This window comes from Paraconexibacter antarcticus, assembly GCF_024220175.1.
GTDB classification, from domain to species: Bacteria; Actinomycetota; Thermoleophilia; order Solirubrobacterales; family Solirubrobacteraceae; genus Paraconexibacter; species Paraconexibacter antarcticus.
The window spans coordinates 1,795,212-1,810,935 of record NZ_CP098502.1 but is presented as its reverse complement, the minus strand read 5'-3'; the positions used below and the strand labels follow the sequence as shown (position 1 = coordinate 1,810,935).

The 15,724-nt window shown below is 75.2% G+C and carries 15 protein-coding genes and 1 pseudogene; 6 read left to right on the top strand and 10 right to left on the bottom strand.

What is annotated here, in order from left to right; all coding sequences use genetic code 11:
* Positions 1-77: 77 nt before the first annotated feature.
* Together NBH00_RS08925 and NBH00_RS08920 are read left to right on the top strand one after the other, a co-directional pair.
* Positions 78-1,031: a hypothetical protein gene (locus tag NBH00_RS08925; RefSeq protein WP_254572986.1), complete on the top strand. Its 954-nt coding sequence runs from the start codon at positions 78-80 to the stop codon at positions 1,029-1,031.
* On the top strand, positions 1,028-2,029 hold the full coding sequence (locus NBH00_RS08920) for an MBL fold metallo-hydrolase (protein WP_254572985.1): 1,002 nt from the start codon (positions 1,028-1,030) through the stop codon (positions 2,027-2,029). The genes NBH00_RS08925 and NBH00_RS08920 overlap by 4 nt, the downstream gene beginning before the upstream one ends.
* Here NBH00_RS08920 and NBH00_RS08915 read toward each other — a convergent pair.
* From NBH00_RS08915 to NBH00_RS08885, 8 genes and pseudogenes are all read right to left on the bottom strand, one after another.
* The gene (locus tag NBH00_RS08915) at positions 1,980-2,891 is read right to left on the bottom strand and encodes a fatty acid desaturase (protein ID WP_254572984.1); all 912 of its coding nucleotides are present in this window, start codon (positions 2,889-2,891) and stop codon (positions 1,980-1,982) included. The two genes, NBH00_RS08920 and NBH00_RS08915, sit on opposite strands and share 50 nt — an antisense overlap.
* A gap of 136 nt (positions 2,892-3,027) precedes the next feature.
* The gene (locus tag NBH00_RS08910; protein WP_254572983.1) at positions 3,028-4,278 is read right to left on the bottom strand and encodes an RsbRD N-terminal domain-containing protein; all 1,251 of its coding nucleotides are present in this window, start codon (positions 4,276-4,278) and stop codon (positions 3,028-3,030) included.
* Between the two features lie 51 nt (positions 4,279-4,329).
* Positions 4,330-4,731, bottom strand: a complete 402-nt coding sequence (locus NBH00_RS08905) for a GGDEF domain-containing protein (protein ID WP_254572982.1) — start codon at positions 4,729-4,731, stop codon at positions 4,330-4,332.
* 85 nt (positions 4,732-4,816) lie between these two features.
* Positions 4,817-5,242: pseudogene (locus NBH00_RS25470) on the bottom strand (GAF domain-containing protein); the annotation flags it as partial.
* A gap of 159 nt (positions 5,243-5,401) precedes the next feature.
* Positions 5,402-7,117 carry a sodium/solute symporter gene (locus tag NBH00_RS08900; protein ID WP_254572981.1) on the bottom strand — a complete coding sequence of 572 codons (1,716 nt, stop codon included), beginning with the start codon at positions 7,115-7,117 and terminating at the stop codon, positions 5,402-5,404.
* On the bottom strand, positions 7,114-7,431 hold the full coding sequence (locus NBH00_RS08895) for a hypothetical protein (protein WP_254572980.1): 318 nt from the start codon (positions 7,429-7,431) through the stop codon (positions 7,114-7,116). The genes NBH00_RS08900 and NBH00_RS08895 overlap by 4 nt, the downstream gene beginning before the upstream one ends.
* Positions 7,431-8,207, bottom strand: coding sequence for a LytR/AlgR family response regulator transcription factor (locus NBH00_RS08890; RefSeq protein WP_254572979.1), 777 nt, complete (start codon positions 8,205-8,207; stop codon positions 7,431-7,433). The genes NBH00_RS08895 and NBH00_RS08890 overlap by 1 nt, the downstream gene beginning before the upstream one ends.
* The gene (locus NBH00_RS08885) at positions 8,204-9,388 is read right to left on the bottom strand and encodes a sensor histidine kinase (RefSeq protein WP_254572978.1); all 1,185 of its coding nucleotides are present in this window, start codon (positions 9,386-9,388) and stop codon (positions 8,204-8,206) included. The genes NBH00_RS08890 and NBH00_RS08885 overlap by 4 nt, the downstream gene beginning before the upstream one ends.
* 186 nt (positions 9,389-9,574) lie before the next feature.
* Between NBH00_RS08885 and NBH00_RS08880 the strand changes: the two genes are divergently transcribed.
* Both NBH00_RS08880 and acs read left to right on the top strand, forming a co-directional pair.
* Positions 9,575-10,249: an acetate uptake transporter gene (locus tag NBH00_RS08880; protein WP_254572977.1), complete on the top strand. Its 675-nt coding sequence runs from the start codon at positions 9,575-9,577 to the stop codon at positions 10,247-10,249.
* Between the two features lie 14 nt (positions 10,250-10,263).
* Positions 10,264-12,255 (top strand): acetate--CoA ligase, encoded by a 1,992-nt coding sequence (acs, locus tag NBH00_RS08875; protein ID WP_254572976.1) that lies wholly within the window; start codon positions 10,264-10,266, stop codon positions 12,253-12,255.
* A gap of 31 nt (positions 12,256-12,286) precedes the next feature.
* Here the strand turns inward: acs and rarD are convergent, their stop codons facing one another.
* Both rarD and NBH00_RS08865 read right to left on the bottom strand, forming a co-directional pair.
* A complete protein-coding gene (gene rarD / locus NBH00_RS08870) occupies positions 12,287-13,195 on the bottom strand; it encodes an EamA family transporter RarD (protein WP_254572975.1) in 909 nt (302 codons plus the stop codon).
* Positions 13,196-13,231: 36 nt separating this feature from the next.
* Complete coding sequence (locus NBH00_RS08865) at positions 13,232-13,417, bottom strand: hypothetical protein (protein WP_254572974.1); 186 nt, start codon at positions 13,415-13,417, stop codon at positions 13,232-13,234.
* A 154-nt stretch (positions 13,418-13,571) separates the two neighbouring features.
* Between NBH00_RS08865 and NBH00_RS08860 the strand changes: the two genes are divergently transcribed.
* Both NBH00_RS08860 and NBH00_RS08855 read left to right on the top strand, forming a co-directional pair.
* Complete coding sequence (locus NBH00_RS08860; RefSeq protein ID WP_254572973.1) at positions 13,572-14,111, top strand: hypothetical protein; 540 nt, start codon at positions 13,572-13,574, stop codon at positions 14,109-14,111.
* A 16-nt stretch (positions 14,112-14,127) separates the two neighbouring features.
* Positions 14,128-15,723, top strand: a complete 1,596-nt coding sequence (locus NBH00_RS08855; protein ID WP_254572972.1) for an FMN-binding glutamate synthase family protein — start codon at positions 14,128-14,130, stop codon at positions 15,721-15,723.
* Position 15,724: the final 1 nt, after the last annotated feature.

The window sequence follows — 15,724 nt, the reverse complement described above, 5'->3', positions numbered from 1 at the left end:
CGCGCGAGGCGGCGGAACGGGCCGCACCGCGCCACGACGCCGAGCGCCCGCCCACCGGATCGGGGAGGATGGGCCGCATGGGCCTCCTGTCGCTCGCGCTCCTCCCGGCCCGCACCGCGGTCGCCACCGCCGAGCTCGTGCTCTCCGGGCGCGACCTGCTCGCCGCCGACGGCCCGGTGCGCCGCCGCGACGGGCTCATCGACCGCCTCGGGGTGCTGCTCACCGAGGGCGGCGCGCTCGACTCGCTGTCGCGGCTCGGGGACCCGGCCGGGCCGCTCGCCCGCATCGAGCAGCTCGCCCGCCTGACCTCGGACGACCAGCCGCTCGGGCGCGCCCTCGCGCCCGGCGGCCCGCTCGACCGGCTGCTCGCCGACGGCGGTGCGGTGGAGCGCCTGCTCGGGGACGACGGCGCCGTCGACCGGCTGCTGCTCGACGGCGGCCCCGTCGACCGGCTCCTCGCGCCGGGCGGGCCGCTCGACCGCCTGCTCGCCGAGGACGGCGCGCTCGACCGGCTCACGATGCCCGGCGGGACGCTCGACCGTGTCCTCGAGGAGGACGGCGTGCTCGAGCGGCTCTTCGCGGTGGACGGGCTCATCGACCGGCTCCTCGATCCCGAGGGCGCCATCGCGGTCCTGCTCGAGCCCGAGTCGAGCGTCAGCCGCCTCATCGAGCACGACGGCGCGCTCGACCGCCTGCTCGCGAAGGACGGCCCGATCGAGCAGCTCGTCGCCGAGGACGGGCCGCTGAGCGCACTCGCCGGCCTCTCGGTCGAGCTCGGCAACCTCCGCGAGCTCGAGGTCGTGCTCTCGGCCCTCGCCGACCGGCTGCAGACCCTGCCCGAGCTCCCCGCCGACATCCGGGCGGTCGAGCGACGCGTCGCGGCGATCGGCGACCAGCTCGAGCGGGTCGAGCCGTCGCTCGTCACGCTCGGCGCCGTCGTCGAGCGGCTGCCCGGCGGCAAGCGCCGCGCGGCCCGGCTCGGCAGCGGCGGCAGCGGTGGGGACGACGGCGCGCCGGGGCGGCCGCGATGACGCCCGGCCCCCTCGACGGGCTCGGGACCGTCGCCCGGATCCCCGGGCACCTCGCGAGCCTCGCCCGCTTCGTCGCCGAGCGGCAGGACCGCCGGCGGGCGGACGCCGACGCGTTCGCCGAGCTCGCCCGGCGCCCGCTCCACCTCCCCGCCGGCGTCGAGCTCGAGTGGCTCGGCACCGCCGGCTACCGCCTCACCGCCGAGGGACAGACGCTCTACATCGACCCGTACGTCTCCCGTGTCCCGCCGCGCGCGCTGCTCGGCCGCCGCCCCGCCCTCGCCGACCCGCTCCTGCACGCGCGCTTCCTCACGCCGCCCGGCCCGGTCGCCGGCGTGCTCGTCGGCCACACCCACTTCGACCACGCGATCGACGTGCCGGAGCTCTGCCGGCGCACCGGCGCGACGGCGTACGGGTCGGCCTCGCTTGGCCGCCTCATGCACGCCTTCGGCGTCGGCGACCGTGCGGTGCAGGTCGTCCCGCGGCAGGCCTACGAGCTCGGGCCGTTCGTCGTCCGCTTCCACCGCAGCGCCCACTCGAAGCTCCTCCTCGGCCTCAAGGTGCCGTCCGACGGTGAGCTCACCTGCGACCACATCGACGGCTTCAACACCGGCGCGTACCGCTGCGGGCAGGTCTTCGGGATCGAGATCGAGGTCGCCGGCCTGCGCCTGTACCACCAGGGGAGCGCGAACCTCCTCGACGACGAGGTGCCGACCGGCGGCGTCGACGTCTTCCTCGCGGGCATCGCCGGGCGCCGCTTCACCCCCGGCTACTGGCCGCGCATCCTCGGCCGCCTGCAGCCGGACGTCGTCGTGGCGAGCCACTTCGACGACTTCCTGCGGCCGGTCGACGCCCCGACCGGGTTCTCGCTGAACGTCAACCTCGCGGTCTGGCCCGAGGAGATCGCGGCGGTCGGCCGCGACATCGGGGTCGCGGCCCTGCCGGCGCCGGTCAGTGGTGGTCCACGAGCTCCCGCATCCGGCGGTACTCGTCCGACGTGATCTCACGGCCGCCGAGGGTCGAGAGCGCCGGGTCCCCCGCGAGGTAGTCGGGCTCGCCCCGCCGCCAGACCGCGATGTAGCGGTAGAAGGGGACGACCGGGTGCAGGTGATGGACGAGGTGGTAGTTCTGGTAGAGCAGCAGCAGGGACGCCCAGCGCTCGCCGCCGATGCGGTTGCGCGTCGTCTTCAGGCGGTCCTCGCTCGGCTTGTGGTGCAGCCCGTGGTGCGGGAGGTAGTCGAAGGCGTAGGCGAGCCACAGGATCGCCAGCCGCGAGGGGACGAAGAGCACGACGAGCCAGGTGACGACGTTGCCCGTGGCGATGAGCGCGACCGGGACGAGGATGCCGACGAGGAGGAACGCGACGGCCTCGACCTGCTCCTTGCGCTTGCGGGTGCGCAGCCGCGGCAGGTAGAAGGTGACGTAGTGGTAGTCGATCGTGAGCCAGCGCAGCGGCTTCTGCCAGGCCGGCCCGCGCATCGTGTAGTGGTCGGGGTCATCGCCGTCGTCGTGGTTCGTGAAGCGGTGGTGCTGCATGTGGATGAAGCGCCAGACCGGGAAGGCGGCGTGCAGCGCGAAGACCGGCGTGGCCAGGCGCCCCATGAGGTCGTTGAGCCACTTGACGTTCGACGCCGAGTGGTGGCCCGCGTCGTGCGCGACGGTGAAGAGCAGGTAGCCCGCGACGGCGAGGACCGGGATCGTGATCCACGCCGACAGATCGCCGGAGACGTAGAGCACGGTCGTTGCGATCCACGTCGCCAGGCCCGCGACGAGCAGCAGCAGCGTCGGGACCGCGACGGCCGGGACGGGCTCGGCGGGGTTCGGGATCCGGCGGACGGTCACCGGGGGCTCGGCGGTCGACATCAGGGCGTGCTCCTCAGGGGACGGCGGGACAGTACGCACACCGTACGCGCCGGTGGGTCCCGGCGGTAAGGGTGAGTGCGCCCACCGCTATGTGCACATCGCACACCGCCGCGGCGGTGGACGCGCCAGGGCGCGATCAGTCGGCGAGGACGGCGGGCCCGAGGACGTCCGCGAGCAGCAGCGCGGCGTGCAGCTCGGCGGGGCGCTCGGTCGCCGGGCGGCCGCGGAGCTCCTCGGCGCGGCGGACCCGCTGGAGCACCGTGTTGCGGTGCAGCCCGAGCGCGCGGGCGGCGGCCGCGAGGCCGCCCTGCGGGGCGACGACCTCCCGCAGCGCGGCCCGCGCGCGGGCCGCCGCGGGGTCGCCGGCGGCGAGGCCGCCGAGCTCGGCGGCGACGAACGCGCGCGCCGCCTCGACGTCACGCGCGAGCAGGTCGGCGAGCGCGACGTCCGCGTAGCGGGTGACCGACGGCGCCCGGCGTTCGGCGAGCACCGCGATCCGGCGCGCGCGCTCGGCCTGGCGGCGGCTCGAGCGGAAGCCCGCGAGCCCGGCGGCGACCTCGCCGAGCGCGACGTGTGCCTCGGGCGCGGCGTCGCGGGCGGCCGCGAGCAGGAGGTCCGGCGGCGGGACGGCACGCGCGGCGGCCGGCGCCACCCAGCCGCCGAGGGCGTTCGGGCCGTCGGGCAGGAGCAGCGGGCGCGCGGTCCCGACCGCGTGGGCGACGGCGAGCGCCGCGCGCTCGAGCGGCGCCGGGTCGCCCGTCGTCCAGCAGAGGAAGGCGAGCTGCGGGCCGGCGAGCGGGCGACCGAGCGCGCGCTCGGCGGCCGCGACGTCGACGTCCTCCCCCGCGAGCACGGCGCGCACGACGTCCGCCCGGACGATCGCCGCGCGCCGCTGGCGCCGCTCGCGCTCGGCGATGTGCTCGGCCCCGACCCGCGCCGAGATCGAGTCGATGTAGTCGAAGACGAAGGCGGCGGTCTCGCGCAGGGCGGTGACGAGCCGGTCGCGGTCCTCGACGGCGTCGACGAGCGCGGCGCTCCAGCGCTCCCAGAAGAACGCGTGCCCGAGCCGGTAGAAGCGGAGCGTCGCGTCGATCCCGCCGCTGCGGCCCGCCATCTTCCGCGCGTGCTCGAGCGCGGCGACGGGCGCCTCGGTCGCCGACGCCGGGATGCCGTGCCGGATCATCGACAGCACCGCCTCGGTGTTCGACGCGCACGAGGCGAGCGTCAGCCCGGCGATCTCCGGGTCGGCGGACGCCTCCGGGATCCGCGCGGTGAGGTACTCGAACATCTCGCGCGCGATGACGTCGAGGTCGCGCGCCCACGCGCCCGCGAGCTCGCGCGCCTCGCTGATCGTGACCTCGCTCGGGGGTGAGGGGACCGGGCCCACGCGCGGAGCGTCGCACGTCGGGCCGCCGGACGGAGCCGGCGGGGCGCGGCGTCAGCCCGTGGGCGCGAGGACGATGCGGTCGCGACCGCCGCGCTTGGCCTCGTACAGCGCGGCGTCGGCTCGGGCGACGAGCGCGCCCGCGTCCTCACCGCCCTCCCAGCAGGCCAGGCCCACCGAGCACGTGCTGCCCGGGGGGACCGCGACGCGCAGCCGCTCGGCGACCGCGGTTGCCGCGGTCGGGGCGCAGTCGGCGAGCAGGACGCAGAACTCCTCGCCGCCCCAGCGGCCGAGCAGGTCCCCGCCGCGCAGCTCGGCCCGCCAGGCGACCGCGGTGCGCTGCAGCAGCACGTCGCCCGCGGGGTGGCCGTGGGTGTCGTTGTAGGTCTTGAAGCGGTCCATGTCGAGCTGGAGCAGCGCGACCGGGGCAGCCGACCGCTCGGCCCGGCAGTCCATCGCCCGGCGTTCGCCGCCCCGGTGAGCGCGTCGGTCCGGGCGAGCGCGCGTGGCGGCGGAGCCCGAGCTGGGCCTGGGCCGCGCTCGCGAGGATCGACAGCGAATCGAGCTGCTCGGGGTCGAGGGCGCGCGGCGCGGGGTCGTGGACGCACATCGTCCCGATCGCGTGGCCCTCGGAGACGAGCGGGAAGCCGGCGTACGAGCCGATCGTCCCGTCGGTCACGAACGGGTTGGCGGCGAAGCGCTCGTCGGTGCGGGCGTCGGCGACGAGCAGCGGCCGGTCGGGGTCGAGGATCGTCCACGTGCAGAAGGTCAGTCCGCGCTCGACCGCGTCGGCGGGCGTCCCGAGGCCGCGGGCGGCGCAGAACCACAGCTGGTCGGCCCCGACGAGGTTGATCTCGGCCGACGCGCTCGCGCAGATCCGGGGACGTCCGACGAGCGCGACCCCGCCGTCACGGAATACCTCCGCCGGCTCGTCACGGAGCCCGCGCGCTCGGCCTGCAGACGTCATCTGCGGCAGGCGCCGTCGGTCCGCCCGGAGTACGCCGACCTCCTCGTCCGCGCCGGGATCGACGCGATCTCGGCCCACATCGACGCGGTCGAGCGGCGCGCGGCGCCTCGTAGCCGCCGCCGAGCAGCGGTTCGTCCTCGACGCGGCGCGGGCCGGCGGCTAACGCTCGGGCCCGGCGAGCCCGAGGCCCTCGGGAGCGTGCAGCGCGAGCATGTGTCCCCGGGTGCCCGCGGGCGGCTCGCCCCGGAGGGAGACGAGCACCATCGTCGCGAAGGCGATCGGCACGGTGAGGGCCGCGGGCTGGGTCAACAGCGGCCCGGCGCCCCCGGTCGGCTCGCCGAGCGCGAGGCCGGCGAAGATCGCGGCGGTGGCGGACACGGCACCCGCGATCATCCCGCTCGCCGCGCCGCGCGCCGTGAGGCCGGTCCACCAGATGCCGAGCAGGAAGAGCGGGCAGAACGTGCTCGCCGCCAGCGCGAAGGCCCAGCCGACGAGCAGCGAGATGTCGACGTCGCGGGCGAGCACGGCCATGAGCCCAGGGACGACCATCCCGCCGGCCGCGGCGAGGCGGAATCGGCGGAAGCGCTCTCGCGGCCCGGCCCTCCCGCCGCGTGGCGCGAGGTCGTGGCTCAGCGTCCCGGCGATCGAGATGAGCAGCCCGGATGCGGTCGACGTGAACGCCGCGAACGCGCCCGCTGCCGTCAGCCCGGCGAGCAGGTCGCCGGGCAGCCCGGGCCACGCCGCCTGCGGGAGCTTCAGGACGACGAGGTCGGTCGCTCCCGTGACGTACAGCTGCGGGACGAGCGCCCGGCCGAGCAGCGAGTAGACGAACGGGAAGAGGTAGAAGAGCCCGAGCAGCCCGAGGACGCGCACCGTCGTCCGGCGCGCGGCCGCCCCGTCCGGCGAGGTGTAGAAGCGGACGAGGATGTGCGGCAGGCCCATCGTCCCGAGGAACGTCGCCAGCAGGAGCGAGTAGACGAGCAGCGGCGACGACGCGCCCTCAGCCCCGCCGACCGGCCGGGACCACGCGCGCCCCGTGCGCGCCGTCGTCCCCGCCGGAGCCGGGATGGCGGAGCCCGCGGGCAGGACGAGCTCGCCCGGGCCCAGGCGGCGGCGCGCGCCGGCCGCGACCGCGAAGGCGCGCCCGTCGAGCTGCCCCGTCGTCGCCGCCGGGAAGGTCAGCGTCCGCGACTCGCCGAGCTTTACGACGAGGCCGCCCGGCGGCGCCTGGGGGTAGGCCTGGCCGAAGAGCGCCGCCCGCCCCGGCAGGCCGCCGAGATGGATGACGAGCAGGCAGGCGGGCAGCGCGATCGCGAACGTCTTCACCCAGAACTGGTAGGCCTGCACGTAGGTCACCGACCGCATACCGCCGGCGCCGACGTTGACCGCGACGAGCAGCGCGACGACCGCGATCCCCGCCCAGTAGGGCGACCCGGTGATGACTCGCAACGCGAGGCCCGCGCCCTTGAGCTGCGGCACGAGATAGAAGTCGGCGATGAGGAGGACGACGAGCGCGGCGAGCAGGCGCATGCGCGGCGCGTCGAGCCGGGCCTCGGCGAAGTCGGGGATCGTGTACGAGCCGAAGCGCCGCAGCGGCGCGGCGACGAAGAGCAGCAGCGCGAGGTACCCGGCGGTGAAGCCGACCGGCTGCCACAGGGCCGCGGCGCCGCTCTTCATCCCGAGGCCGGCGACGCCGAGGAAGGAGGCGGCCGACAGGTACTCGCCGCTGATCGCGGCGGCGTTCCACCACGGCGTGATCGCCCGCGAGGCGACAAAGAGGTCCGACGTCGTCCGCGCGAGGCGCACGCCGTAGACGCCGACGCCGGCAGCCCCGGAGGTCGCGACCACCACCATCGCCAGCGGGATGCCGATCACGGCGGGGAGACCAGGTCGCGGAATGCCTCGTCGAGCGTCCGCGCGCGCCGCTCGTGGAGCCAGCCGAGCACGAGGAAGAGCGGGAACGGCGGTACCGCCACGAGCAGGACGGCAAGCGGGACCCCGAGCAGCTGCGTGTCCCGCAGCCAGTCCACGCGGAGCACGACGAGCGGCAGCGACCCGACGAGGCCGCCGAACGCGGCGAGCGTCAGCAGGGCAAGCTGCAGCTGGGCGCGGCGCAAGCGCCGGAGGTAGACGTCGCCGTGGGCGGTCGCGTCCGCGAGCTCGTCCCGCGGCGCGCGGCTCTGCGGCATCAGGCGCCGAGCCTCCGCCGCAGCTCCCCGACCTGCCGCCGCGAGATCGGGACCTCGCTGCCGTCGGCGAGCACGATCGCCGCCGTGCCGTTCAGCCGCGAGCGGACCTCCACCGCGCGCCGCAGGTTGACGACGTAGCCGCGGTGCACGCGGACGAACCCGAAGGGCTCCCAGCGCCGCTCGATGTCGGCCATCCGGGCGCGCAGGAGAAAGCGCCCGTCGTCGGCGTGGATGCGGACGTAGTCGCCGTTCGCCTGCAGGTAGAGGATCGACTGGCGCGGCACGAGCCGGGTGCCGCCGCCGCGGACGTTGTCGACCGGGACGACGTCCGCGTCCGCCACGGAGCCGACGCTCCCGGCGCCGCCGGGAGGCCGGGTGCCGGGGATGACCGCGTCGTCCGCGCCGCCGGCCTCCGCGGCGATGCGCTCGAGGGCGGCGTGCAGCCGCGCGCGGGCGACGGGCTTGACGAGGTAGTCGACGGCCCGCAGCTCGAACGCCTCGACCGCCGCCGACTCGTACGCGGTGACGAAGACGACCGCCGGCGGCTGCGCGAAGCGCTGCAGGACCCGCGCCACGTCGACGCCGTCGAGCCCCGGCATCCGCACGTCGAGGAAGAGCGCGTCGTACCGGCCGGCCGCGAGCATGACGAGCGCCTGGTCCCCGTCGCTCGCCGTCTCCACCCGGTCGACGAGCGGCGAGGCACGCAGGACCCGCGCGAGGTCCTCCAGCGCGGGGCGCTCGTCGTCGACGGCGAGCACTGTGAGCCCGGCGCTCAAGTCGCCCGCACCCCGGCACGGAACTTCGGCACCGTCATGACGATCGTCGTGCCGCCGCCGGCCGCGCTGCGGACCTCGAGGCCGTAGCCCTCACCGAACGTCTGCTGCATCCGCCGGTGGACGTTCGAGAGGCCGATGCCGCCGCCCGCCCCCGCGCCCGCCAGGGCGGCGCCGGCGCGCACGTCGGTCATGCCCGGGCCGTCGTCGCGGACCTCGACGACGACGTCGGCGCCGTGGTCCTCCGCCCGGATCTCGACGGTGCCGGTGCCCGGCCGGGACTCGATCCCGTGGCGGACGGCGTTCTCGACGAGCGGCTGCACCGAGAGCACGGGCACGACGGCCTGCAGGGCCTCGGGGGCGATGACGAGCCGGACGACGAGCCGGTCCCCGAAGCGGGCCTGCTCGAGCCGCAGGTAGGACTCGACGTAGCGCAGCTCGTCGGCGAGCGTCACGTACGGCCGCTCGCCGCGGAACGCGTAGCGCGTGAACTCGGCGAAGTCGGTGAGCAGCTCGCGTGCCTCGTCCGGCGCGTCATGGATGTGGGAGGCGACGGCCGCGAGGGCGTTGTAGATGAAGTGCGGCGAGATCTGCGCGCGGAGGGCACGGAGCTCGGCCTCGGCGAGGCGCTCCCCCTGCGAGGCGACGACCGCGAGCTCGACCTGGGCGGCGACGAGGCTCGCCGCCTCCCCCGCCGCGCGCGTGTCCTCGGGCGTGAGCCGGCGACTCGTCGCGGTGAACGTCACGAAACTCCCGACCCGCTCGCCTTGGACGACGAGGGGCGCGACGACCGCGGTCTGCAGGGGGCACGAGGGGTCCGGCCACACCAGGCCGTCAACGACGTGAATGCGGTCGTCCCCGCCGCCGTGCAGCGCGTCGAGGGGCGCGCCGGGCCGCAGGTGTGAGGCGCCGACGCCGGCGGCGGCGAGGATCGAGTCGGTGTCGGTGAGCGCGACGGCGTCCGCGGCGGTGAGGGCCCGCAGGTGCTCGACGGCCTTCTCGGCGCTGCGCCGGTCCAGGCCCCGGCGCAGGTGCGGGAGGGTCGCGGTGGCCGCGTGCAGCGCCGTCTCGCGCATGCCCGCGGCGGGCGACAGGACGCCGCGCGGACGGGCCACCAGGCGCCAGGCGGCGACGGCGGAGAGCGCGACGAGGGCGCCGATGAAGGCGCCGAGCAGGACGTCCATGGGCCAGGTCTCCTCGCCGCCGAGCTTACCCCGCGGTCGAGCGGCGACCGCCCAACGTCCGTTGACCACCGTTCGTCGCGCCGGGCGGTCCGCTCGTCGCGTGGACGGTCGACCGCGAGGGCGGCGCGGGAGGAGCGTACGTGGAGTCCCGCTGCCCGCAGCGTTCCGCACCCAAGGAGAGAGATCGTGCCCCCCACCCCCACCGTCACCGCCGACCAGCTCAACGTCCGGGAGCGCAGCGACCCGCACAGCGGCGCCGCCGCCGTTCCAGCGCCGGCCCCCGCCGCGATCGATCCGGTGAGGATCGCCGACCCGGGCGCCCTCGGCCTCGCCGGCTTCGCCCTCACGACGTTCATGCTCTCGATGGTCAACGCGAACTGGATCAACGCGGGCGTCGAGCCGGCTGTCTTCGGCATGGCCTTGATGATGGGCGGCCTCGCGCAGCTCCTCGCCGGCATGTGGGAGTTCCGCTCCGGCAACGCCTTCGGCGCGACGGCCTTCACCTCGTACGGGGCGTTCTGGCTCTCGTTCTGGGCGCTCGTCCAGTTCTACCTGAAGGACATCCCCGCCGCCCAGGCCGGTCATGCCGTCGGCCTCTACCTCCTGACCTGGGGCGGCTTCACCGCGTACATGACGATCGCCTCGTTCGGCACGACCCGCGCGGTGAACGTCGTTTTCCTGCTGCTCCTGCCGACGTTCCTGCTGCTCGGGTTCGGCAAGTACGGCGCCCACGAGAACATCGTCCACCTCGGCGGCTACCTCGGGGTCCTCACGGCGATCGCCGCGGCCTACGCCTCCTGCGCCTCCGTGACGAACGCGACCTTCGGGCGCACCGTCCTCCCGACAAAGCCGCTCCGCTAGAGGAGACCCCGGTCATGGAGCCCACCACCCTGCCAGCCCGTGAGCTTGAGCAGCGCCTGGAGGCGCTGCTCGACGTGCACGAGGTCCCCGTCCCGTCCGCCTTCGCCGCCGAGGCGCAGGTCACCGACCGCGGCCCGCTCGACGCCGCGGCCACCGCCGACCCCGCCGCGTGGTGGGCCGAGCAGGCCCGCGCGCTCCTCGACTGGCAGGTGCCGTTCACGCAGTCGCTCGACGACTCGCGCCCGCCGTTTTACACGTGGTTCGCCGATGGCAGGCTCAACGCGTCGGCCAACTGCCTGGACCGCCACGTCGACGCCGGCCTCGGCGGCCGCGTCGCCTTCCACTGGCACGGCGAGGAGGGCGAGACGCGCGACGTGACCTACGCAGACCTGCTCGCCGACACCCAGCGCCTCGCGAACGTGCTGCTCGACCGCGGCATCCGCGCCGGGGACGTCGTCGGCATCTTCCTGCCGATGATCCCCGAGGTCGTCGTCGCGATGCTCGCCTGTGCCCGCATCGGCGCGATCCACAACGTCGTCTTCGGCGGCTTCTCCGCCGAGGCCGTCGCGGAGCGGATGGACGTCTCCGGCGCGAAGGCGCTGATCACCGTCGACGGTGCCCGCCGCAAGGGCAAGGTCGCGGCGGTAAAGGCCCAGGTCGACGCCGCGATGGGCGACCTCGCGACGCTCGAGACGGTGCTCGTCGTCCGTCACACCGGCGTGGACTGTCCCATGACGGCCGGCCGCGACCTCGACTACGCCGAGACGACCGCCGCCGCCGAGCCGGTCTGCCCGCCCGCCGAACTCGGCGCCGAGCACCCCCTGTTCATCCTCTACTCCTCCGGCTCGACCGCGAAGCCCAAGGGCATCCTCCACACGACCGGCGGCTACCTCACCGGCGTCGCGTGGACGCACCGGAACGTCTTCGACCTGCGGCCCGACGAGGACGTCTGGTTCTGCAGCGCCGACGTCGGCTGGATCACCGGCCACAGCTACATGGTCTACGGCCCGCTCTGCAACGCGGCGACGAGCGTCATGTACGAGGGCGCGCCCGACTACCCGCACCAGGGCATCTGGTGGGAGCTCGTCGAGCGCTACAAGGCGACGATCTTCTACACCGCGCCGACGGCGATCCGCGCGTGCATGAAGTGGGGCGCCCACATCCCCGACGGCTACGACCTCTCGTCGCTGCGCCTCCTCGGCACGGTCGGCGAGCCGATCAATCCGAAGGCGTGGCACTGGTACCGCGAGGTCATCGGCGGCGGCACGGCCCCGGTCGTCGACACGTGGTGGCAGACCGAGACCGGCGCGATCATGATCACGACGCTCCCGGGCGCCCAGGCGATGAAGCCCGGCAGCGCGGGCACCCCGCTGCCCGGCGTCAAGGCCGGCCTGCGGTCGCTCACCAGCGAGGAGAGGGCCGGCGGCAACGGCATCCTCGTGCTCGAGCAGCCGTGGCCGTCGATGCTCCGCACCCTCTACGGCGACGACGACCGCTACGTCGAGACGTACTGGTCGCGCTACGGCGAGCGGACCTACCTCGTCGGCGACGCCGCGTCGATCGACTCAGGCGGGTACGTCTCGATCGTCGGCCGCATCGACGACGTCATCAACGTCTCCGGTCACCGGTTGTCGACCGCCGAGGTCGAGAGCGCGATCGTCGCCCACCCGAAGGTCGCGGAGGCCGCCGTCGTCGCGCAGACCGACGAGGACACCGGCCAGGCGATCGCCGCGTTCGTCACCCTCGAGGGCGACTACCACGGGGACGACGCGCTCGTCGAGGAGCTCCGCGCCCACGTGGCCGAGCGTATCGGCAAGCTCGCCCGCCCGCGGCGCATCCTGTGGGCCGACGATCTGCCGAAGACCCGCAGCGGCAAGATCATGCGCCGGCTCCTGCGCGACATCGCCGACGGCCGCGCTCTCGGCGACGTGACGACGCTCCGCGACCCGACGGTGATGGCCGCCCTGCAGGCGCAGATCGCCACGGCGCAGGACGACGAGTCCTAGCCCGGACCGGCGGGCCCTCCGTCCCCGGAGCTCAGACCGCCGCGCCCTCGACGGCGACGGCGGTCGCGGGCCGGGCCGCCGCCGCGGTCTGCAGCGCGTCGCGGGTGAGGACGACGAGCGCCGTCCACACGAGCGCGAAGCCGACCCAGCGGCTCGTCGGCATCGCCTCGCCCTGGACGAGCCAGCCGATGAGGAACTGCAGCACCGGCGTGAGGTACTGCAGGAGGCCGACGGTCGACAGCGGCACCCGCGTCACGCACGCCGCGAAGAGCACGAGCGGGACCGCCGTCACCGGGCCGGCCGCGACGAGCAGCAGGAGGTGGCCGGCCCCGTGGCTCGTGAACGTGCCACTCCCGGAGGCGCCGAGGGCGAGCAGGTAGCCCGCCGCCGGGACGACGAGCACGAGCGTCTCGAAGCCGAGTCCCTCGCTCGCGCCGACGTCCGCGAGCTTCTTCATGAGCCCGTACGTCCCGAACGACACGGCGAGGACGAGCGAGATCCACGGGAAGCCACCCGAGTACGCGGTGAGGACGACGACCGCGACGGCGCCGAAGCCGAGCGCGACGACCTGCGCCGGGCGCAGCCGCTCGTGGAAGACGACGACGCCGAACCCGACGCTCACGAGCGGGTTGACGAAGTAGCCGAGCGCCGCCTCGATGACGTGCCCGGTGTGGACGGCGTAGATGTAGACGCCCCAGTTCACCGCGATGAGCAGCGACGCGGCGCCGAGGAGGCGCGCCGTGCGCCGGTCCGCGGCGATCGCCCGGATGCCCCGCAGCCGCCCGGCCGCGGCGAGGCCGCCGACGACGACGACGAGCGACCAGACGACGCGGTGCGCGAGGACCTCGACCGGGCTCGCCGGGTCCAGGAGCGGGAAGTACAGCGGGAAGACGCCCCAGAGGCTGTAGGCGCCGAGGCCGAAGAGGACGCCGGAGCGCATGGGTCCAGCGTACGCGGCGCGCGCCGGCGAGCCTCGTCAGCGGCTGCGCTCGGCGCCGCCCGCGCCCGCCGTCCCCGCGCCGGGGACCGTCCCGTCGGCGCCAGCGCCCGGTCCGTCGGAGCCGGTGGCCGCCTCGTCGGCGGGGTCGGGATCGGGGTCGCGGCCGGACCGCGGCGGCTCCTCGTCGTGCTCGTCGGGGTCGGGCTCCGGGGACGGGCGCATGGCGGCTCTCCTTCGTCGATCGGCAGGTCGTCTCCCCCGTACCCGGGCGCACGCCGCCTCACGCGCGCGCGTGCGTCGCGTGGGACCCGTTCCGGGCCCCCCTTCGGCACCGCCCCAACGTTTCGCGCGCGCCCGTACCGGGCAGCAGCGATCCGTGTCGACGGTCCTTCCCGATCCTGCCGCCGCGCCCACCCCCGAGGCGTGGCGCATGCGCGCCCTCTGCGCCGGTCTGCTGCTCACCGCCGCGGTCCTCATCGGCGCGATCGCCTCCTCGTTCGCCGGCGCGGCCGGGTCCTCCGGCGGCCGGGCGCCGATGGCCGGCGTGCTCATGCCGGACGACGCCGCGTTCCGGCAGATCGCCGCCCGGCTCGTGCAGGACCACCCGGGCGTCCGCCTCGCCTCCGTCCGCATCGAGGGCGACGCCGGCCATGTCACCGTCGTCCGCGCCCGCCGCGGGCAGCCCGGGGTCCGCGCCGCCTACCTGAACCCCGGTGTGGTCCCCGTCCTCGCCCGGGCGACCGGCGCGTCGAGCGACGCGCCGACCACCGTCCGTGAGCTCCGGCTCGCCCTCGACCCGTCGACCGGCCGGCAGCGGTGGTCGCTGACGGGCACGCGCGGCGGGCAGCCGTGGCAGGCGACGGTCAACCCGAACGGGACCGACCTGCGGCACACCGCACCGGCCGCGGCCTCCTGAGTCCCGGATCGACTGCATGCGCTTCTCCGGCCTCGCCCTCGCCGTCCTCCTCTTCGCCGGCGCGCTCGCCGAGGCCCTCACCGGCGGCGGCGCCGGGTGGGACGTCCTCGCCGTCGTGACCGGCGCGCTCGTCGCCGTCGGGGTGTACGACCTCGGGCAGCGCCGCCACTCGATCCTCCGCAACTACCCGCTCCTCGGCCACGCGCGCTTCGCGATGGAGGCGATCCGGCCGGAGCTGCAGCAGTACTTCATCGAGCGCAACTACGACGGCCGCCCGTACGACCGCGACACCCGCACGGCGATCTACGAGCGCGCGAAGGGCCTCAAGGACGAGCAGGCCTTCGGCACCGAGCGCGACGTGTCCGCTCCCGGGTACGAGTGGCTGCTGCACTCGACGCATCCGCTCGACCCGCCCGACGAGCCGCCGCGCGTCCGCGTCGGCGGCCCGGACTGCACGCAGCCGTACGACATGGCGCTGCTGAACGTCTCGGCGATGAGCTTCGGCGCGCTCTCCGGCGCGGCGCTGACCGCGCTCAACCGCGGCGCGGCGGCCGGCGGCTTCGCCCACGACACGGGCGAGGGCGGCCTGACCGACCACCACCTGCAGGGCGGCGACCTCATCTGGGAGCTCGGGAGCGGCTACTTCGGGGCGCGCACCGACGACGGCCGGTTCGACGAGGCCCAGTTCCGCGAGAAGGCCGCGCACGACGCGGTGAAGTGCGTGTCGCTGAAGCTCAGCCAGGGCGCCAAGCCCGGCATCGGCGGCGTGCTGCCGGGCGCGAAGGTCACCGCGGAGATCGCGGAGGCCCGCTCGGTCCCGCAGGGCCAGACGTGCGTGAGCCCGCCCGCCCACACGGCGTTCTCGACCCCGCGCGAGCTCATCCGCTTCGTCGCCCACATGCGCGAGCTCGCCGGCGGCAAGCCGGCCGGCTTCAAGCTCTGCGTCGGCTCGCGCCACGAGCTGCTCGCCCTCGCCAAGGCGATGCTCGAGGAGGGGACCGCGCCGGACTTCATCGTCGTCGACGGCTCCGAGGGCGGGACGGGAGCGGCGCCGGCGGAGTACGAGGACCACATGGGGACCCCGCTGACGGACGGGCTGATGATGGTCCACAACGTCCTCGTCGGCACGGGCCTGCGCGACCGCATCCGGATCGGCGCGAGCGGGAAGGTCGCCACGGGCAGCGACATCGTCAAGCGCCTCGCCCAGGGCGCCGACTACACGAACGCCGCCCGCGCGATGATGATGGCCGTCGGCTGCATCCAGTCCCAGCGCTGCCACACGAACCAGTGCCCGGTCGGGGTCGCGACGCAGGACCCGAAGCGCTCGCGCGCCCTCGACGTCCCCGACAAGACGCAGCGGGTCACCCGCTACCAGCACGCGACGGTCGCCGAGGCGCAGCGCCTCATCGCGTCGATGGGGCTCGAGGACCACCGCGACGCCGGCCCGCACCACCTCATGCGGCGCGTCGACCACGTCACCTCGCGCAGCTACGCCGAGCTCTACGAGTGGCTCGCGCCCGGCCAGCTGCTCGACGAGGTCCCCGAGAGCTGGCTCGTCGACTGGGGCCGCGCCGACCCCGACCGCTTCACGCCCCTGCCCGTCCGACCCTGAG